The sequence below is a fragment of the Pseudomonas sp. 1912-s genome, from assembly GCF_029269205.1.
Taxonomy (GTDB): Bacteria; Pseudomonadota; Gammaproteobacteria; order Pseudomonadales; family Pseudomonadaceae; genus Aquipseudomonas.
Genome location: NZ_JARIXR010000003.1, coordinates 331,652 through 349,868, shown reverse-complemented (window position 1 = coordinate 349,868; position 18,217 = coordinate 331,652). Strand labels below are relative to the sequence as shown.

Below are 18,217 nucleotides of genomic sequence, written 5' to 3'. Positions count from 1 at the left end.
ATGACCAGTAGCACAACGGCCGGTGCAGCCCATCTGGACACGTCCACCCAACCTCCACAGCTGAGGATTACGGGGGATTGGACGCTTGCCCACTATGCCAACCTGAAGAAGCTGTCGGAAAAGCTCGACGGCCAGTACGACGTGGGCACCCGCATCGACCTTAACGGCCTGGGTGCCCTGGACACGGCCGGCGCTTCGCTGCTGGTGGAGCTGCTCGGCCCCGAGCGCATCGAACAATCCGCCGAACACACTGACTGCAGCCTCTCGACCGCCGACCGCGCGCTGCTGAAAACGGTCTACCGCTCCCTGAACGACTTCTGCGTGCCGGTCAAGGAGCCGGAAGAGGCCGCCGGCATTATGTTGCTGGCACGCATCGGCAGCGCGGTGTACACCGTCTGGCAAGACGGCATGAAGTTGCTCGGCTTTATCGGCCTGATCCTCGAAACCTTCGCCCGTGGCGTGTTCCGGCCCAAGCGCTGGCGCGTGACGCCGATGGTTGCGCATATCGAACAGACCGGCCTCGATGCGGCGCCCATCGTTGCCTTGCTGACCTTTCTGGTGGGCGCGGTGGTGGCGTTTCTCGGCGCCACTGTGCTGGCCAGTTTTGGCGCGAGCATTTTTACCGTCGATTTGGTGGCGTTCTCGTTCCTGCGGGAATTTGGCGTATTGCTCACCGCGATCCTGATGGCCGGCCGCACCGCCAGTGCCTTCACTGCACAAATTGGCTCGATGAAGGCCAACGAAGAAATCGACGCGATCCGCACCCTGGGCCTGGACCCGATGGAGTTGCTGGTGTTGCCCCGGGTGCTGGCGTTGCTGGTGGCGCTGCCGATGCTGACGTTCCTGGCGATGATCTCGGGGATTATCGGCGGCGGCGTGGTGTGCGCCGTGGCCCTGGATATTTCGCCGGCGATGTTCCTCTCGCTGCTGCAATCGGACATCGGCGTGCAGCATTTCCTGGTCGGCATGGTCAAGGCGCCGATCTTCGCCTTTTTGATCGCCGCCATCGGCTGCCTCGAAGGCTTCAAGGTCAGCGGCAGTGCCGAGTCGGTCGGCGCCCACACCACCTCCAGCGTGGTGCAATCGATTTTCGTGGTGATCGTGCTGGATGCGGTCGCAGCGCTGTTCTTCATGGAGATGGGCTGGTGAGTCGCTTACGCCGTGCGCCCACCGAGGCGGTGATTGAAGTCCGTGGCCTGTGTAACCGCTTTGGTCCGCAAAGCGTGCACGAGAATCTCGACCTGGATTTGTACAAGGGCGAGATCCTCGCGGTGGTCGGCGGGTCGGGCAGCGGCAAGTCGGTGCTGCTGCGCAGCATCATTGGCCTGCGTCAGCCGAGCGAAGGGCAGGTGCGGGTGTTCGGGCAGAACTTGCCGAGCTTGTCGGAGCATGAGCGTTCGATGGTGGAACGGCGCTTCGGCGTGCTGTTCCAGAAGGGCGCGCTGTTTTCCTCGCTGACCGTCACGGAAAACGTCGCCTTGCCGCTGATCGAGCATGCCGGCCTCAGCCGTCCCGACGCCGAACACCTGGCGGCAGTGAAACTGGCGTTGGCCGGGTTGCCGCTGTCGGCCGCCGACAAATACCCATCGTCACTTTCCGGCGGCATGATCAAGCGCGCAGCCCTGGCCCGCGCCCTGGCGCTGGACCCGGACATCCTGTTTCTCGACGAACCCACCGCCGGCCTCGACCCGATCGGCGCCGCCGCCTTCGATCAACTGATCCTGACCCTGCGCGATGCGCTGGGCCTGAGCGTGTTCCTGGTCACCCACGATCTCGACACGCTGTATACCATCACCGACCGCGTGGCGGTGCTGGCACAGAAAAAGGTACTGGTGGCGGACGCCATCGATGTCGTCTCGGAAACCGACGACGCCTGGATTCACGAATACTTCCATGGCCCACGGGGCCGCGCGGCATTGGATGCCGCTCAACTGCTCAACGAGGTATGACATGGAAACCCGAGCCCATCATGTGATGATCGGTCTGTTCAGCGTGATCGTCGTGGTCGGTGCCATGCTGTTTGGCCTGTGGCTGGCCAAATCCAGCGTCGACAGCGCGTTTCAGGATTACGAAGTGATCTTCAACGAGGCCGTCAGTGGCCTGTCCCAAGGCAGCGCGGTGCAGTACAGCGGGATCAAGGTCGGCGATGTCACCAGCCTGCGCCTCGACCCGAAAGACCCGCGCCGGGTGCTGGCGCGCATCCGCCTGGCCGGGCAAACGCCGATCAAGGAAGACACCCAGGCCAAGCTGGCCCTGACCGGCATCACCGGCACGTCGATCATCCAGCTCAGCGGCGGCACACCCCAAAGCCCGGAACTCAAGGGCAAGGACGGCGAACTGCCGCAAATCATCGCCTCTCCATCGCCTATCGCGCGCCTGCTGAACAACAGCAATGACTTGATGACCAGCATCAACCTGCTGCTGCACAACGCCAATCATATGTTCTCCCGAGAGAACGTCGACCGCCTCAGCAATACCCTGGATAACCTGCAACAGACCACTGGCGCGATTGCCGATCAACGCGGCGACATCAAAGTGGTGATGCAGCAATTGATGCAGGTGAGCAAACAAGCCAGTGCCACGCTGGAGCAGACCACCGCGCTGATGCGCAACGCCAACGGTTTGCTCAACGACCAGGGCAAGCAGATGTTTGGCAGCGCCGAGAAGGCCATGCAGTCCCTTCAACAAAGCACAGCCACCATCGACACCTTGCTGACCAACAACAAGGATTCCCTGAACAGCGGCATGCAGGGCCTCAACGAACTGGCACCCGCGGTACGCGAGCTGCGGGAAACACTGGGCTCGTTACGCGCGATTTCCCGCCGCCTGGAAGCCAACCCCAGCGGTTACCTGCTGGGCAGCGACAAGAACAAGGAGTTCACGCCATGAAGCGTGCTTACCAAATGATCGTCCCCGTTGCGCTGGCATTGGTCAGTGCGTGCTCGATCTTGCCCAAGGCAGATCCTTCGGACGTGTACCGGTTGCCATCGGCGCAGACCACCGCACAGGCCAGCCCTGTGGCGTGGTCGCTGCGCGTGGCCAAGCCGCAGACCAGCGAATTCCTCGACAGCCCGCGGATTGCCGTGGTGCCTAACGGTGACCTGATCAGCAGCTACGCGAACTCACGCTGGAGCGATCCGGCGCCGGTGCTGTTGCGCAACCGGTTGCTGGACGGTTTTCAGCGGGATGGACGTGTGACGTTGCTCAGTACCGACGAGACCAATCTGCAGGCGGACTTTGAGCTGGGAGGGCAGTTGCAGGCGTTTCAGAGTGAGTACCGCGGCAGCGCGGTTGAGGTGGTGATACGCCTGGATGCGCGGCTGGTACGCGGGAGTGATCAGCGGATTATTGCCAGCAAGCGGTTTGAGGTGAGGCAGCCGGTGGGGGATACCAAGGTGCCTGCCGTAGTCGCAGGATTTGGTCAGGCCGGGGATGCGCTGAACAAGCAGGTGGTGGATTGGGTGGTGGGGCTGGGAAGCCGCGCTTTTGTGGCGAGGGAGCTTGCTCCCGTTGGGTTGCGTAGCAGCCCCAAAACCAGCCAATGAGCTGTGACTGACACACTGCGAAACCTTGCTGGGGCCGCTTCGCGGCCCAACGGGAGCAAGCTCCCTCGCCACAGTTGGCCTAGGTGTTAACCGAAGAACCAGTAGCAGACGGCAATCGCCGCCACTACACCAGCAAGCTCTGCCAACAACGCACACCCCACCGCATGCCGCGCCCGCTGGATGCCCACCGAGCCGAAGTACACCGCCAGCACATAAAAGGTGGTTTCGGTACTGCCCTGGATCGTCGCCGCCACCAACGCCGGGAAGCTGTCCACGCCCTGGGTCTGCATCGTCTCAATCAGCATCGCCCGCGCCGCACTGCCAGAGAACGGCTTGACCATCGCCGTCGGCAACGCATCGACAAAGCGCGTGTCCATGCCGGTCCAGGCCACCAGATGGCGAATACCTTCCAGGCCGAAATCCAGCGCACCGGACGCGCGCAACACGCCTACCGCACACAGCATCGCCACCAGATACGGCAGCAGGTTCTTGGCGACGTCGAAGCCTTCTTTGGCGCCTTCGACAAACGCCTCGTAGACCTTGACCTTGCGCAACGCGCCAATCACCAGGAACAGCATGATCAGCCCGAACAGCGTCAGATTGCCGAGGATCGAAGACAGCCCCGCCAGCGCAGTGGCTGAGAGCGTCGCCAACAAGGCCATGAAGCCACCCAGTACCAGCGCACCCGGAACCAGATACGCAAGCACCACCGGGTCCCACAGCCGCAGGCGTTGCATCACCGCCACCGACAGCAGGCCCACCAGGGTCGAAGCGCTGGTGGCCAGCAGGATCGGCAGGAACACCAGCGTCGGGTCAGCCGCACCTTGCTGGGCGCGGTACATGAAGATCGTCACCGGCAGCAGGGTCAGGGAAGACGCGTTGAGCACCAGGAACAGGATTTGCGCGTTACTGGCCGTATTGGGAATCGGGTTGAGCTCTTGCAGCGCCTTCATGGCCTTGAGGCCGATGGGCGTGGCGGCGTTGTCGAGGCCCAGGCCGTTGGCGGCGAAGTTGAGGGTGATCAAGCCGATGGCCGGGTGGCCGGCGGGCACTTCCGGCATCAGGCGGCGGAACAGCGGCCCCAGCGCCTTGGCCAGCCAGTCGACGATCCCGGCTTTCTCGGCGATGCGCAGGAAGCCCAGCCATAAGGTCAGGGTGCCGAACAGCAGCACCATCACCTCGACCGACAACTTGGCCATGGCGAAGATGCTTTCCACCATCGCTGCAAAGATGCCGGCGTTGCCGCCGATCAGCCATTGCGCCAGCGCGGACACCATCGCCACGATAAAAAAGCCAAGCCACAGGCCATTGAGCATCAGTTGAATCCCCCGAAAGATGGGGCGAATGATAGCGGGGCTGGCAGAAACGACAAACCCCGGATTTTCCGGGGTTTGTGTAGGAGGCAGTCCTGGCGATCAGCCGCGCGTGGTCTCGCCGGCCGGCAGTGCTTCCTTGGTGCGCCAGTGTGGCAGGGAGTTCCAGTAGCGCTCGCCCTTGGCGTCGTCGTACATGCCTTCCCAGCGGGAGATGACCAGTACGGCCAAGGCGTTGCCGATCACGTTCAGTGCGGTACGGGCCATGTCCATGATGCGGTCGACACCGGCGATAAATGCCAGGCCTTCCAGCGGAATGCCCACGCTGCCCAGGGTCGCCAGCAGCACCACGAAGGACACGCCCGGCACGCCGGCGATACCTTTGGAGGTGACCATCAGGGTCAGTACCAGCATCAGTTGCTGGCCAATCGACAAGTCGATGCCATACAGCTGAGCGATAAAGATCGCCGCGATGCTCTGGTACAGGGTCGAACCGTCGAGGTTGAACGAGTAGCCGGTGGGTACCACGAAGCTGCAGATCGCTTTCGGCGCGCCGTAGGCTTCCATCTTCTCGATCACACGCGGCAGCACGGTTTCGGAACTGGCGGTGGAGTAGGCCAGTACCAGCTCATCCTTGAAGATGCGCATCAGCTTGATCACCGAGAAACCGAACAGGCGAGCGATCAGGCCCAGCACCACAAAAGCAAAGAACAGGATCGCGACGTAAACCAGAATTACCAGCTTGGCCAGCGGCAGCAGCGAGGCGAAACCGAAGTTGGCGACGGTCACCGCAATCAGGGCAAATACACCGATCGGGGCGTACTTCATGATCATGTGGGTGACTTTGAACATGCTCTCGGACACGCCCTGGAACATGGTCACCAGGGGCTCGCGCAGTTCAGGCTTGAGGCTCGACAAGCCGAGGCCGAACAACACCGAGAAGAAGATGATCGGCAGCATGTCGCCACGGGCCACGGCGGCGAAGATGTTCGACGGGATCAGGTTGAGGATCGTCTCGATGAACGCGTGCTCGTGCTGAACCTCGGCGGCGGTGGCGGTGTATTTGGAGATGTCGACGGTACCCAGGGTACTCATGTCGATGCCGGTACCCGGATGGAACAGGTTGGCCAGCAGCAGGCCGACCACAATGGCGATGGTGGTGACCACTTCGAAGTAAAGGATGGTTTTCACGCCGATCCGACCGAGCTTTTTCGCATCCCCAACGCCGGCGATTCCCACAATCAGCGACGAAATCACGATCGGGATAACGATCATCTTGATCAGGCGGATAAAGATATCGCCAGCAGGCTGCAACACGTTGCTGATCCACCAGGCCTTTTCAGCACTGAAATGGTTAAGCACCGCACCGATTGCAATCCCCAGCACCAGACCGATGAGGATCTGCCAGGCGAGGCTTAGCTTTGCCTTCTTCATGTCATTACCCTTACTTCAAGTGGACTCAGGCAGATGCGCCAGCAGCTGGAACGCTCGAGAGCGAAAAAGTGTGTGCATCTGCCCCCGTAGAAGGTCACCGCAGTTGGCCGATATGGCTCACTGGCAGGCGAAAAAAGGCGCAACTATTCCGATGCAAGGAGGCGACGTCTAATGCCGTAAACGCCTACCCTATGCCGAATCGGCATGAGATTTTTTGAGTTTTTCTGTCTGACCGGTCAGTTCGAATACGACATTTCGGCAGGCATAAATGCCGCGAACCGGCCATTTCAGGCTCGCGCAGGGTTTTTTGAAAATCTACGGCCTCAGCTGAAAACCCCTGAAAATTCCTACGCATACCATCGAAAAACCCGTCTGGCAGGAGACAAACTTTCTCGATAGATGGTCACGTGGAAACACCAGGAAATGGTTGTGGCGATGCAAAAAGGAAAATTGCCGCTATGGGCGGCATGACGGAAGCGGGGATAAGAGCCATAAGCCCGTCGCAAGTTCCACAAGCCATCGGCTTGCGAACTTGCGTCGCAGCTTTTCACCTGACCCGGCCCTTGCGCAGGCACTCCCTGTCCCCGTAGGTCACGCCGATCCTATCGATCAGAGCAACCCGGCCCCCTGGTCATGCACCGCCCTTGTCGGGCCGTGCAGACAGAAAGAAGCGTGGCGCTCCTTTCTATGGACGATAAGCCGGTAGACGACAGCGTCGTCAGACCAAACCTAGTACCAATTCGGATCTTTCTTGAGCTGTTCCATCAACAGCTTCTGCATGCCTTCGTCCGGCTTGCCAAGAAAACGGTAGTCGGCGTGCCGTGTTGGCGATTTGTCCGACGGCAGGCCGGCCGGAACTTCCACCAACATTGCATAGGCATCTTCCTTGTCAAAGCTGAAGGCGACGATCAGGCGCTTGTTCAGGCACGTGTCTGCGGTTTCGCAGAGTGGCCCTACCAAGTACTTGTCACCATCCTCTTCAACGGCGTTCATTTGTTCAGCGCTGCCCGACAGGTTCATCACCCATTCCGGCAGACGCTCTTCCTTCTTGACCACGCTCTGCCAGGTTTCGCGGTACTGCGGGTCCGCACTCAGCAGTTCGTTGGCCCGGGACTGGCCGTCATTGGCGGCCAGTGCCAGACCGCTGCCGCCCAACAACAGGGCGGCAGCCAGGGCTTTAAGGGACGATTTGAACATGTTTAGCCTCGGCCACGACGGCCAAAGAAGAAGGAAGCGATGAACATCACCAGGAAGACCACAAACAGAATCTTGGCGATACCCGTGGCGGTGCCCGCGATACCACCGAAGCCCAGGACTGCAGCCACAATGGCGATGATCAGAAATGTGATTGCCCAACTCAACATGGTGATTCTCCTTACGCTTCTTTTAGGGGTAACAGCGGTGATGCGTGCGGTCGCTCGATTGAAGGACCGTGTCTTGCCTAGAACACCCAGCGTTCCTGATAAGGCAGGTCGCCGAGGGTGGAATCCTGTTCAACCGTCGTCAGTTGCGGTGTCGTCAAGTCGGCGGCGGAACCACCGACGGAACGGAAATGGGTCTGGGTCATCATCGGGCGTTCAAAATGCGCGGCTTGCGGCTGACTCTGCTGCCAATGCGCCAATTGCTGACCGCCGATCAAGGTCACCATCAGGGCCAGGCTGGCAAACAACCCCTGTTGCAGACGCAGTGGCGATACACGCAGTTGGGTGAGGCTTTGGCGAGTCATGCTGTATCTCTCCCGCATTCTGATTATTCGTTGATGAAGCTCGTATGAGGTGTATTGCAGCCTGCGTGCCAGTTTTTTAACAAAATAAAACTCAATAAAATCAATTAGTTAAAAACAAAAGCGCTTTGACACCACGAGCATCCTGCACGATGCCCCTATCCATACCGTGCGAAATGCACGATGGTCACTGGTCGGATCGGGGGATAGGAACGCAACGTTCGGCTGCCGAAGTGGCTAGAGGGAGATAAAAACGCCTTGAATCGGCGTCTCTGTAAGAAGAAGCGCAGATAGCTGCACGATGACGGCTTTAATCAATCAGAATAAACCATGCAACTTGCCCGATTATTCCGGGACTAAACAACATCATTCATTCTTAAGGAGCGCGGGACAGATGGAATCAGCCAAGGAACTTCAAGGCCGCATTCTTTTAGTGGATGACGAATCCGCGATCCTTCGCACCTTCCGTTACTGCCTGGAAGATGAAGGCTACACAGTAGCCACCGCAAACAGCGCCGCCCAGGCCGATGCCTTGTTGCAACGCCAGGTGTTTGACCTGTGCTTCCTGGATCTGCGCCTGGGCGAAGACAACGGCCTCGACGTCCTGGCGCAAATGCGCATTCAGGCGCCCTGGATGCGCGTGGTGATCGTCACCGCCCATTCGGCCGTCGACACCGCCGTGGACGCGATCCAGGCCGGCGCTGCCGACTACCTGGTCAAACCGTGCAGCCCCGACCAATTGCGTCTGGCCACGGCCAAGCAGCTGGAAGTGCGCCAGCTCTCTGCGCGCCTGGAAGCCCTGGAAGGCGAAGTGCGCCAGCCCAAGGACGGCCTCGACTCCCACAGCCCGGCAATGATGGTGGTGCTGGAAACCGCACGCCAAGTGGCCGGCACTGACGCCAACATCCTGATTCTTGGCGAATCCGGGACCGGTAAAGGGGAGCTGGCCCGGGCCATCCACGGCTGGAGCAAGCGGGCGAAGAAGTCCTGCGTCACCATCAACTGCCCATCGCTGACCGCAGAATTGATGGAAAGTGAACTGTTTGGCCACAGTCGCGGCGCGTTTACCGGCGCCAGCGAAAGCACCCTCGGCCGCGTCAACCAGGCAGACGGCGGCACGCTGTTTCTCGACGAGATCGGCGATTTTCCGCTGACCTTGCAACCCAAGTTGCTGCGTTTCATCCAGGACAAGGAATACGAGCGCGTCGGCGACCCGGTGACTCGCCGTGCCGACGTGCGAATCCTTGCCGCCACCAACCTGAACCTGGAAGACATGGTCCGCGACGGCCGTTTCCGTGAAGACCTGCTGTATCGCCTGAATGTCATCACGTTGCACCTGCCGCCCCTGCGCGAACGCAGCGAAGACATCCTGACCCTGGCCGACCGCTTCCTTGCGCGCTTCGTGAAGGAATATGCCCGACCGGCTCGAGGATTCAGCGATGAAGCCCGTGAGGCACTGCTCAACTACCGCTGGCCGGGGAACATCCGTGAACTGCGCAACGTGGTGGAGCGGGCCAGCATCATCTGCCCACAGGAAAAGGTCGAAATCAGCCACCTCGGCATGGCCGAACAGCCAACCAACAACGCCCCGCGTATTGGCGCGGCGCTCAGCCTGGATGAATTGGAAAAAGCCCATATCGGCGCAGTGCTGGCCACCAGTGACACCCTGGACCAGGCAGCCCGGACCCTTGGCATTGATGCGTCGACGCTGTACCGCAAACGCAAACAATACAACCTGTGAGCTGTAACTTATGAAGCTTGCGATGAAGCTGCGCACTCGGCTGTTCCTGAGCATTTCTGCGCTGATCACCGTTGCCCTGTTGGGATTGCTGCTGGGGCTGGTGAGTGTCATGCAAATGGCCAAGACCCAGGAATCGTTGATTCGCAGCAACTTCATCACCCTGGACCTGGGGCTCAAGCTTCGGCAAACCCTCGGCGATCAGTTGATGATCATGCTCAACGAGCAGCCCAATCGTGCCGCCCTTGAGGACTCCAAGCAGCGCTATTTCAGCCTGTTGCAGCAAGGCATCGATCACGAGCACAAGGATGCCGCAACCAGCGGCTTTACCCAGGCGAAAACCAACTACCTGAGCTTTCTCGAGGCATTCGACAAAAATGAAAATGCGCCGCCGGCACTGCGCAACAACGACGAGCTGACCGAGCGCTTCAACATCTTGCGCAACGGCCTGATCGCCGAGCACAAGAAGGCCCTGGACAACATCAACGACACCGAACACAAGTCCCGGGAACGCGCGCTGTTGATTGCCGGCTTGCTGGGCCTGGTCGGGCTGGCAGTGCTGATCATTGGCTTCGTGACGGCTCACGGTATCGCCCGGCGCTTTGGCGGGCCAATCGAAGCCCTGGCCAAGGCCGCCGACAAGATCGGCCAGGGCAACTTCGAAGTCACCCTGCCCATTTCCTCGGCCGCCGAGATGAACCTGCTGACCCGCCGCTTCGGCATCATGGCCGAAGCCTTGCGCCAGCATCAGGCAACCAATGTCGATGAACTGCTCGCCGGGCAGCAACGCCTGCAGGCGGTGCTCGACAGCATCGACGATGGCCTGCTGATGATCGACCGCCAAGGCCGCCTTGAGCACCTTAACCCGGTGGCACAGCGCCAACTGGGCTGGGACGAGGAGCGCCTGGGCCAGGGCCTTGGTGATGCATTGGACCGACCGGAACTGGATGAACAACTGCACCTGGTGCTGCGCGGCGGCAACCTGGAGCGCGCACCCGAAGACCTGGAAGTGGAGGTCGAAGGCGAGTTGCGCTTGCTGACGTACAGCTTGACGCCGGTCAGCCATACCCAGGGGCATATTCTGGGAGCGGTGATGGTGCTGCACGACGTCACCGAACAACGCGCCTTTGAACGGGTGCGCAGTGAGTTTGTATTACGCGCATCCCATGAGTTGCGCACGCCGGTAACGGGCATGCACATGGCATTCGGCTTGTTCCGTGAACGGGCGAAGTTTCCTGCGGAGTCTCGCGAAGCGGACTTGCTGGATACGGTCAACGAAGAAATGCAGCGCCTGATGCAGTTGATCAACGACTTGCTCAACTTCTCGCGCTACCAGAATGGCTTGCAGAAGCTCACCCTGGGCCCGTGCGACATCAGCGACCTGCTCGAACATGCCCGCGCCCGCTTCGCCGAGCAGGCGAATGCGCAAAACATCGAATTGCTGGTTGAGGAACAGTCCCCGCTGCCGAGGTTGCATGCCGATCGGGCGCAGTTGGAGCGGGTGCTCGACAACTTGCTGGGCAATGCCCTGCGACACACGGCCGACGGTGGTCAGATCCGCCTGCAGGCGCGTCGCCATGGCGAACGAGTGATTGTCAGCGTCGAAGACAACGGTGAAGGCATTGCCTACGGCCAGCAAGGACGGATCTTCGAACCGTTTGTGCAGGTAGGCCGCAAGAAAGGCGGCGCCGGCCTGGGCCTGGCGCTGTGCAAGGAAATTGTGCAGTTGCACGGTGGGCGCATGGGGGTTTATTCACGGCCCGGGCAGGGGACGCAGTTCTACATGGCGCTGCCTTTGTAGAAGCCCGGCTTGCCGGCAATGGCGATGCTGAGGAGACCATCGCCGGCAACAGTTACTGGTGATTCAACGCCCGCAGGATCGCAGCACTTTCGGCATCCGGCGTCCCGTCAAACAGCGACGCCCGGAAGTGCATCTGGAACGCGGCCATCACATGCCGCGTCGCCACATCCAGCTCGCCGGTCTGCGGCGTCGGATAGCCCAACTTCGCCAACTCTTCCTGGAACCAGGTAATGCTCGGCAAATCGCTGGCGTACTGCACCTGGTAACGGGCAACCGCCTTGGCGTCCGGCCACATGCCCAGCCCTTCATCCGCCAGGCGCTTCCAGGGGAACAGCGGGCCCGGGTCCAGCTTGCGCAGCGGGGCAATGTCGCTGTGGCCGATGATGTTTCGCGGGTCGATGCCGTTGCGCTTGCTGATGTCCTTGAGCAGCACCACCAGCGACTGCACCTGCGCCGCGGTGTACGGGTACCAGACGCGGCCCGTCGGCAAATCGCGGTACCCCGGGTTCACGATCTCGATCCCGATGGAGCTGGAGTTGAGCCACGTGCGGCCCATCCACTCACTTTCTCCGGCATGCCAGGCGCGCTGGCTTTCATCCACCAGCTTGTAGATGGTGCCTGAAGCATCGTCGCCGATCAGGTAATGGCTGCTGACCTGGCCGTGGGTCAACAGCGCGAGGGAACGCTCAAGGGACGCCGAGGTGTAGTGCACGATGACGAACTGCACACGGTTGTCGTGGTTCGACGACGGGTGGCTGGTGTCCAGGCGAGGGCCGCTCGCGCAACCGGCGAGCAGGAGAAGCAGAAAGGCAGAAAACAGAAATTTCATGGCAGCAGACAATACGCTTAAGACGATAATGCAACAGTGTAACGTACCGTTTGCTGCCCAGCGGCCAAATGCGACGTTTTAAACAAAATGGAACATTTTCAGGCCGCCTGCACCTGATTGCGCCCCGCAGCCTTGGCGCGATACAACGCCTCGTCGGCACGCTTGAGGGCCAGGTCACTGCGTTCTCCCGGCTGAAACTGCGCCATGCCCATGGACACGGTAATCGTCACCGGCTCGCCCTTGAAGTGAAACGGGCAGGCTTCGATGGCGGCCCGCAAGGTTTCACCCACGGCCAAGGCATCGGACAACGATGAGTTGGGCATCAGCAGCACAAACTCTTCACCGCCAAAGCGCGCAATGAAGTCGTTGGGGCGCAGGCGTTTTCGAAGCACCGTGGCGATGATTTTCAGCACCTTGTCGCCCGCCAAGTGACCATAACCGTCGTTGATGCGTTTGAAATGGTCGAGGTCCAGCATCGCCAGCGACAGGCTATTGCCACGCTGGTGCCAGGCGTTGACCTCGTGCTCCAGGCGCTCGCTCCAGGCGGCGCGGTTGGGCAAGCCGGTGAGCGGGTCGATCAAGGCTTTCTGGCGCTGAACCTCCAGGTGCTCACGGTAGCCTTGAGCCTCTTGCTCCATATTGGCCACTCGTTCGGCGAGGCCTTTCAGGCGCGCGGCGACTTCCTGTTCGCGCTGGTCACGCTGGTGCTGGTGTTCGTCCATGGTGCCCAGCAAACCCTCGAGATGGCTCTCCAGTACGTGCTTGAGGCTGTCGAGGTCGGCGGCGTCCTGGACGCTGGTTTGCAAACCATCCACCTGTTCACGGATCTGGGTATCCAGTTCTCTGGCGGCCGAGCGACTGTCCGCGTGACCATCACTGGCCACCTGCAAGTGCCCCTGGAATGCTTCGAGGCGCTCGTTAAGCTGCTTGAGGTAGGCCTCAAACTCGTGCTGGCCACTGTCGGTGATTGCCAGCATCAACACCGCCAGGTCATCGAGGATCGGCAGCAGTTCGTACCAGTTCAACCCATGGGCCAGACGTTCACGCATGGCTTCGGCCTGGGGCCGATGGCGCTCTGGCAGCGACAGGTCTTCCAGCAAGCCGATCAGGGTGTCTTCAATGTGTTTGGCCACCGAGCTGTAAGACGGCTCGGGGGTGTCGGGCAAGGCGTAGGCCTGATCCGCTTGCAGCTCGTCGGGGTTCAGCTCTGCGGGCTCGGGCGATTCTTGCGGCTCGTCAGCCATGACCGGTGGCAAGGAGAGACTGCCGATCTCCGTCTGCTCCGGCTCCCGGACCTGCACCTCTGGCGCTTCGACCATGGCGGCGAGCGCGCTCTCAACGGCAGGTTCAACGTCCGTTTCGACCGGTTGTTCGGGCTCCAGCGGTTCGATCATCTCTGGAGGCACTTCGATGACGGGCGCGACGGCCACGACGACCGGAGCCACCGGCGGCGCTTCGCTGACAACCTCGGCAGCTTTTACTTGCGGTACACGCTCAGGCGGTGGTTCAACGGAAGCCGGGGCTTTCGGCTGCGGCGCAAAAGCCCGCAGCGCTTGAGTCAACTCCGCCGATTGCGCTGGCACTTCAACCTCATCCGCAGGCTTAGGCGCAGCAGGCGCGTGAACCACAGGACGGGATGGCGCGGGGGCCTCCACCTCCGGAGCTTCGGCCGCGGCGTCCCTGGCGCCAAACAGACGCTGTAACAGCCCCGGGCTCGAACGGCTGGTTTCGCCCTCTGGCTCCAGGTTACTCAATGCCTGGCCCTGAAGGCCGCTCAACTCACTCAGTAATAGCGGGATCTCCCGCGCCTGACCGACCCGACCGTCCAGCTGTTTGGCAAACGCCTTCAGCGGGCGACTCACCTCACGCGGCAAGGGCAGTTTCTGCAACTGGGTGACCAGGGCCGTCAACGCCGTGCCGATCTGGTCGACCCGGGTTTCACGGCGCTGTTCCGAATCCAGTACGGCCTTTTCCAGGCGCGGCAGCAATGCGGCGAGGGCGGCGTCCATGTCGTCCGTGCGGACAACATCGCGCATTTCCTTCATGCATTGATCAACCGCACGGTCGGTGCCTTCAGCTGCCAGGGTGCTGCGCACCAGCCCGCGGCGCAGCAGGTCGAGGCGGGCGGCCCAGCGGCGTTCGAGCTTTTCTTGTTGCTCGATGCTTTTAAGGTATTTTTCTTTCCAGCGCTGGGCGTCGTCGCTCATGCAAGGGGTCCGCGAGGGCCGGGGCTCAACGCGGGCAATGCATCAGCCGTGAGCGAACCCGGCAGACGAATCTCTACCGCGACCGGCAGGTGATCGGAGATGGGCTGCGCCAGTACCTGCACACTTTCGAGTGTCAGGGTCGGGCTGAGCAGGATGTGATCAAGACAACGTTGCGGGCGCCAGCTGGGAAAGGTGGCTTCGACTTGCGGCGCCAGCAAACCAAGGTCACGCAACGGGGAATTCTGTAGCAGGTCTGTGGCATGGGTGTTCATGTCACCCATCAGCACCTGGTGTTTGTAGTTGCCAATCAGCTCACGGATGTAGGCCAACTGCAGGGTGCGGGTTCGAGCCCCCAGCGCGAGGTGCATCATGACCACCACCAACGCTTCCGGCCCTTCGCCGAACCGCACGAGAATCGCCCCGCGGCCTTTCGGGCCGGGTAACGGGTGATCCTCGATCGCCCACGGCTTGAGACGGCTGAGCACACCATTGCTGTGCTGGCCGAGCTTGCCGAGGTTGCGATTGAGTTGTTGATACCAGTAGGGAAAGGCGCCGAGCTGGGCCAGGTGCTCGACCTGGTTGATGTAGCCGGAGCGCAGGCTGCCACCGTCGGCCTCCTGCAGGGCAACCAGGTCGAAGTCGCCCAGCAGGTCACCGATCTTTTGCAGATTGCCGGCACGCCCGTTGTGGGGGAGCAGGTGCTGCCAGCCACGGGTCAGGTAGTGCCGGTATTTCTCGGTACTGATTCCCACCTGGATGTTGAAACTGAGCAGGCGCAACCGGCTGTCTGCCGGCAGGCCCGTGGATTCCAGGTGGTGTTCGTTGACCTTCGGGTCATGCAGGCCAACGACACGTTCAGTACCCCAGCGACGCATGACGGGCCCCTTACTTGGCTGCGCGCTCTTTGGCGATCAACTGGTCAGCCACGTTCAGCGCTTGCTCTTCGCCACCGGCGCTGCCGATGTCAAAACGGTATTTGCCGTTGACGATCAGGGTCGGTACGCCTTGCACGCCGTACTTCTGGGCGAGTGCCTTGTATTGGGCCATCTTGCCCTTCACGGCGAACGAGTTGAATGTTTCAACAAACTTGGCTTTATCGACGCCCTGAGTGGCGACGAAATCAGCCATGTCCTCAGGCTTGAGCAGGCGCTTGCCTTCTTTCTGGATGGCGTTGAACACGGCGGCGTGAACCTTGTGCTCTACACCCATGGTGTCCAGGGTGATGAAGAGTTGGCCATGGGCATCCCATGGGCCACCGAACAGGGCCGGGATACGCACGAAATTGACATCCGCAGGCAGTTTCTCGATCCACGGATTAATCACCGGCTCAAACGCGTAGCAATGCGGGCAACCGTACCAGAACAGCTCCACCACTTCGATCTTGCCCGGCACGGAAACCGGTACAGGCGTCTCCAACTGAACATAGGTTTTACCGGCTTCAAGCGGCACGTCGGCAGCTTGTGCGGTCATGCCGAAAAGGCTGGCAGTGACGAGAGCGGCGCTGAGGATCAGATTACGCATGCTTTACTCCTGGACAAATAAAGTCGCCTCACGCGACCTTTGTTGTGACAGGTCTACGCGGACATGAGTTCGTTAGTGTAACGGCACCGGCCACAAAAAAGGGCGGCCTAGGCCACCCTTTTTATGCTTGCATCGACGGATTAATCGAGCGTTAACGTAGCCGGGGCGCTTAGTGCAGGCCCTGGATGTATTGGGACACGGCTTCGATGTCCTTGTTGCTGAGTTTCCCGGCGATGCTCTGCATGATTTTGGTATCGCCGTCGTTGGTACGATTACCTTCGCGGAAGTCGGTCAGCTGTTTGCCGATGTACTGGGCATGCTGGCCGCTCAAGTGCGGGAAGCCAGCAGCCGCGAGGCCTGCGCCGTTAGGCGAGTGGCAACCGATGCACGAAGGCATGCCTTTTTCCAGGTTGCCGCCACGGAACAGTTCTTCACCGTGGGCCACCAGTTTCGGATCAGCAGCCCCCACGCTGCCCTTTTGGCTGGCAAAATACGCCGCGATGTCTGCCAGGTCCTGATCGCTGAGGTTGGTCAACAAGCCGGTCATTTCCAGGACCGTACGCTTGCCGTCCTTGATGTCGTGCATCTGCTTGGTCAGGTAACGCTCACCCTGGCCGGCCAGTTTTGGAAAGTTTGGCGCCGGGCTATTACCGTCCGGTCCATGGCAAGCACCACATACGGCGGCTTTCGCCTGGCCGGCAGTGGCGTCGCCTGCGGCATGGGCAACACCGGTGATGCCCAAGGTCAACAGCAGACTCACGATCAGTTTGTTCATCAGCTAATCCAACTACGGCTAAGGGTTAAAGAGTTATGGACCGGGTTTACTCACCATCAACTGAATGACGGCCTGGTAATCCTCGGTACTGCAGTCCATGCACAAACCACGCGGCGGCATCGCCTTGAAACCCTGGGTCACGTGTTGCACCAGCGTGTCCATACCTTGAGCCAATCTTGGCTTCCAGGCTGCCTGGTCACCCCGTTTCGGGGCGTTGGGCAACTGTCCGGCATGGCAGGCCCCGCAAACGCGGTTGTACACAGCCTCCGGATCCTGTGTAGCCTGCGCACTGTAAAGTGGCATCAAGACACCGAAAGCCAGCAGCCACTTGGTCATACATCGACCTTTTCAGGGTTTGAGAGCGTTTTGCGTTCTAATGCGCAATAAAGGTCTATCGCTCCCGTGAACTTCATCCTTCGCTGGGACAAAGCACACACAAAATCTGCGGCATTATATACTGGCGCTACTGAAACGGAAACGACACCGCTTGCCGCACCCATTCCCGGCACCGCCCACATCGGAAAACTCATGCAACTCAAGAATCCCATCCTCGGCCTGTGCCAACAGTCCACCTTCATGCTCAGCGCCGCCAAAGTCGACCAATGCCCCGATGACGAAGGCTTCGAAGTCGCATTCGCCGGCCGTTCCAACGCTGGTAAATCCAGCGCGCTGAACACCCTGACCCACGCCAGCCTGGCTCGCACCTCGAAAACCCCGGGGCGCACACAACTCCTCAACTTCTTCAAGCTAGACGATGATCGGCGTCTGGTCGACCTTCCGGGCTACGGTTACGCAAAAGTACCTATCCCGCTGAAGCTGCACTGGCAGCGTCACCTGGAAGCCTATCTGGGTGGCCGGGAGAGTTTGAAGGGTTTGATTCTGATGATGGACATCCGTCATCCAATGACCGACTTCGACCTGTTGATGCTCGACTGGGCCGTCGCCAGCGGCATGCCGATGCACATCCTGCTGACCAAGGCCGACAAACTCACCTACGGCGCAGCGAAAAACACCCTGCTCAAAGTGCAGGCCGAAATCCGTAAAGGTTGGGGCGATGCGGTGACCATCCAGCTGTTTTCGGCGCCAAAACGCCTGGGTCTGGAAGACGCCTACACTGTTCTGGCAGGCTGGATGGAACTGGCTGACAAGGGTTCGGAGGTCGCCGAGTAAAAACTCGGGGCAAAAAAAACCCCGGACTTCGTATGGGGAGGGGAAGTTCGGGGTCCAAGTTCCGGACCGCTAGGGCGGGGTCCAGATATCTGCCAACACTTAACACAACATAGGAGCATTGAAGGGCTTCACCACCCATTCAGTAACTCTGAGTAGCAATT

18 protein-coding genes are annotated in these 18,217 nt (G+C 60.5%); 7 read left to right on the top strand and 11 right to left on the bottom strand.

Features of this window, described 5'->3' with window-relative positions; translation table 11 throughout:
• The 4 genes from P3C29_RS06305 to P3C29_RS06290 are packed head-to-tail and all read left to right on the top strand — an operon-like array spanning position 1 to position 3,545.
• Positions 1-1,149: an ABC transporter permease gene (locus P3C29_RS06305; RefSeq protein ID WP_275964106.1), complete on the top strand. Its 1,149-nt coding sequence runs from the start codon at positions 1-3 to the stop codon at positions 1,147-1,149.
• Positions 1,146-1,949, top strand: a complete 804-nt coding sequence (locus P3C29_RS06300; RefSeq protein ID WP_010168669.1) for an ATP-binding cassette domain-containing protein — start codon at positions 1,146-1,148, stop codon at positions 1,947-1,949. Before P3C29_RS06305 ends, P3C29_RS06300 begins: the two co-directional genes overlap by 4 nt.
• A 1-nt stretch (position 1,950) precedes the next feature.
• Positions 1,951-2,889, top strand: a complete 939-nt coding sequence (locus P3C29_RS06295; RefSeq protein ID WP_010168668.1) for an MlaD family protein — start codon at positions 1,951-1,953, stop codon at positions 2,887-2,889.
• Positions 2,886-3,545, top strand: a complete 660-nt coding sequence (locus P3C29_RS06290; RefSeq protein ID WP_201125812.1) for an ABC-type transport auxiliary lipoprotein family protein — start codon at positions 2,886-2,888, stop codon at positions 3,543-3,545. The genes P3C29_RS06295 and P3C29_RS06290 overlap by 4 nt, the downstream gene beginning before the upstream one ends.
• A gap of 86 nt (positions 3,546-3,631) precedes the next feature.
• On the opposite strand, the gene P3C29_RS06285 is transcribed toward P3C29_RS06290, so the two are convergent.
• The 5 genes from P3C29_RS06285 to P3C29_RS06265 all read right to left on the bottom strand — a co-directional run bounded on the left by P3C29_RS06285 (position 3,632) and on the right by P3C29_RS06265 (position 8,018).
• Positions 3,632-4,861 carry a spore maturation protein gene (locus P3C29_RS06285; RefSeq protein WP_201125811.1) on the bottom strand — a complete coding sequence of 410 codons (1,230 nt, stop codon included), beginning with the start codon at positions 4,859-4,861 and terminating at the stop codon, positions 3,632-3,634.
• A 99-nt stretch (positions 4,862-4,960) separates the two neighbouring features.
• A complete protein-coding gene (gene gltP, locus P3C29_RS06280) occupies positions 4,961-6,292 on the bottom strand; it encodes a glutamate/aspartate:proton symporter GltP (RefSeq protein ID WP_010168665.1) in 1,332 nt (443 codons plus the stop codon).
• A gap of 729 nt (positions 6,293-7,021) precedes the next feature.
• On the bottom strand, positions 7,022-7,489 hold the full coding sequence (locus P3C29_RS06275) for an inhibitor of vertebrate lysozyme family protein (RefSeq protein WP_275964105.1): 468 nt from the start codon (positions 7,487-7,489) through the stop codon (positions 7,022-7,024).
• 2 nt (positions 7,490-7,491) lie between these two features.
• Positions 7,492-7,656, bottom strand: a complete 165-nt coding sequence (locus P3C29_RS06270) for a DUF1328 domain-containing protein (protein WP_003170804.1) — start codon at positions 7,654-7,656, stop codon at positions 7,492-7,494.
• A 77-nt stretch (positions 7,657-7,733) separates the two neighbouring features.
• Positions 7,734-8,018, bottom strand: a complete 285-nt coding sequence (locus tag P3C29_RS06265) for a hypothetical protein (RefSeq protein ID WP_275964104.1) — start codon at positions 8,016-8,018, stop codon at positions 7,734-7,736.
• A 391-nt stretch (positions 8,019-8,409) separates the two neighbouring features.
• Here P3C29_RS06265 and algB point away from each other — a divergent pair, with 391 nt between their 5' ends.
• Entirely contained in the window at positions 8,410-9,756 is a 1,347-nt protein-coding gene (algB, locus tag P3C29_RS06260) for a sigma-54-dependent response regulator transcription factor AlgB (protein ID WP_010168658.1), read from the top strand.
• A gap of 10 nt (positions 9,757-9,766) precedes the next feature.
• A complete protein-coding gene (locus P3C29_RS06255) occupies positions 9,767-11,554 on the top strand; it encodes a KinB sensor domain-containing domain (protein WP_010168657.1) in 1,788 nt (595 codons plus the stop codon).
• Positions 11,555-11,606: 52 nt separating this feature from the next.
• Here the strand turns inward: P3C29_RS06255 and P3C29_RS06250 are convergent, their stop codons facing one another.
• The 6 genes from P3C29_RS06250 to P3C29_RS06225 form a co-directional block, all read right to left on the bottom strand.
• Positions 11,607-12,383: an N-acetylmuramoyl-L-alanine amidase gene (locus P3C29_RS06250; RefSeq protein ID WP_275964103.1), complete on the bottom strand. Its 777-nt coding sequence runs from the start codon at positions 12,381-12,383 to the stop codon at positions 11,607-11,609.
• A gap of 98 nt (positions 12,384-12,481) precedes the next feature.
• Positions 12,482-14,590: a GGDEF domain-containing protein gene (locus tag P3C29_RS06245; protein ID WP_201125809.1), complete on the bottom strand. Its 2,109-nt coding sequence runs from the start codon at positions 14,588-14,590 to the stop codon at positions 12,482-12,484.
• On the bottom strand, positions 14,587-15,465 hold the full coding sequence (locus P3C29_RS06240; RefSeq protein WP_010168652.1) for an endonuclease/exonuclease/phosphatase family protein: 879 nt from the start codon (positions 15,463-15,465) through the stop codon (positions 14,587-14,589). The genes P3C29_RS06245 and P3C29_RS06240 overlap by 4 nt, the downstream gene beginning before the upstream one ends.
• 10 nt (positions 15,466-15,475) lie before the next feature.
• A complete protein-coding gene (locus tag P3C29_RS06235) occupies positions 15,476-16,111 on the bottom strand; it encodes a thiol:disulfide interchange protein DsbA/DsbL (protein ID WP_010168650.1) in 636 nt (211 codons plus the stop codon).
• 169 nt (positions 16,112-16,280) lie between these two features.
• The gene (locus P3C29_RS06230; RefSeq protein ID WP_010168648.1) at positions 16,281-16,886 is read right to left on the bottom strand and encodes a cytochrome c4; all 606 of its coding nucleotides are present in this window, start codon (positions 16,884-16,886) and stop codon (positions 16,281-16,283) included.
• Between the two features lie 33 nt (positions 16,887-16,919).
• On the bottom strand, positions 16,920-17,222 hold the full coding sequence (locus P3C29_RS06225; protein WP_010168645.1) for a c-type cytochrome: 303 nt from the start codon (positions 17,220-17,222) through the stop codon (positions 16,920-16,922).
• Between the two features lie 192 nt (positions 17,223-17,414).
• Between P3C29_RS06225 and yihA the strand changes: the two genes are divergently transcribed.
• Positions 17,415-18,056: a ribosome biogenesis GTP-binding protein YihA/YsxC gene (gene yihA, locus P3C29_RS06220; RefSeq protein WP_010168644.1), complete on the top strand. Its 642-nt coding sequence runs from the start codon at positions 17,415-17,417 to the stop codon at positions 18,054-18,056.
• Positions 18,057-18,217: the final 161 nt, after the last annotated feature.

Coding starts and splice junctions, on each gene's coding strand:
- P3C29_RS06305 (WP_275964106.1), top strand. CDS start 1: ATGACCAGTAGCACAACGGCCGGTGCAGCCCATCTGGACACGTCCACC.
- P3C29_RS06295 (WP_010168668.1), top strand. CDS start 1,951: ATGGAAACCCGAGCCCATCATGTGATGATCGGTCTGTTCAGCGTGATC.
- P3C29_RS06290 (WP_201125812.1), top strand. CDS start 2,886: ATGAAGCGTGCTTACCAAATGATCGTCCCCGTTGCGCTGGCATTGGTC.
- P3C29_RS06285 (WP_201125811.1), bottom strand. CDS start 4,861: ATGCTCAATGGCCTGTGGCTTGGCTTTTTTATCGTGGCGATGGTGTCC.
- gltP (WP_010168665.1), bottom strand. CDS start 6,292: ATGAAGAAGGCAAAGCTAAGCCTCGCCTGGCAGATCCTCATCGGTCTG.
- P3C29_RS06275 (WP_275964105.1), bottom strand. CDS start 7,489: ATGTTCAAATCGTCCCTTAAAGCCCTGGCTGCCGCCCTGTTGTTGGGC.
- P3C29_RS06270 (WP_003170804.1), bottom strand. CDS start 7,656: ATGTTGAGTTGGGCAATCACATTTCTGATCATCGCCATTGTGGCTGCA.
- P3C29_RS06265 (WP_275964104.1), bottom strand. CDS start 8,018: ATGACTCGCCAAAGCCTCACCCAACTGCGTGTATCGCCACTGCGTCTG.
- algB (WP_010168658.1), top strand. CDS start 8,410: ATGGAATCAGCCAAGGAACTTCAAGGCCGCATTCTTTTAGTGGATGAC.
- P3C29_RS06255 (WP_010168657.1), top strand. CDS start 9,767: ATGAAGCTTGCGATGAAGCTGCGCACTCGGCTGTTCCTGAGCATTTCT.
- P3C29_RS06250 (WP_275964103.1), bottom strand. CDS start 12,383: ATGAAATTTCTGTTTTCTGCCTTTCTGCTTCTCCTGCTCGCCGGTTGC.
- P3C29_RS06245 (WP_201125809.1), bottom strand. CDS start 14,590: ATGAGCGACGACGCCCAGCGCTGGAAAGAAAAATACCTTAAAAGCATC.
- P3C29_RS06240 (WP_010168652.1), bottom strand. CDS start 15,465: ATGCGTCGCTGGGGTACTGAACGTGTCGTTGGCCTGCATGACCCGAAG.
- P3C29_RS06235 (WP_010168650.1), bottom strand. CDS start 16,111: ATGCGTAATCTGATCCTCAGCGCCGCTCTCGTCACTGCCAGCCTTTTC.
- P3C29_RS06230 (WP_010168648.1), bottom strand. CDS start 16,886: ATGAACAAACTGATCGTGAGTCTGCTGTTGACCTTGGGCATCACCGGT.
- P3C29_RS06225 (WP_010168645.1), bottom strand. CDS start 17,222: ATGACCAAGTGGCTGCTGGCTTTCGGTGTCTTGATGCCACTTTACAGT.
- yihA (WP_010168644.1), top strand. CDS start 17,415: ATGCAACTCAAGAATCCCATCCTCGGCCTGTGCCAACAGTCCACCTTC.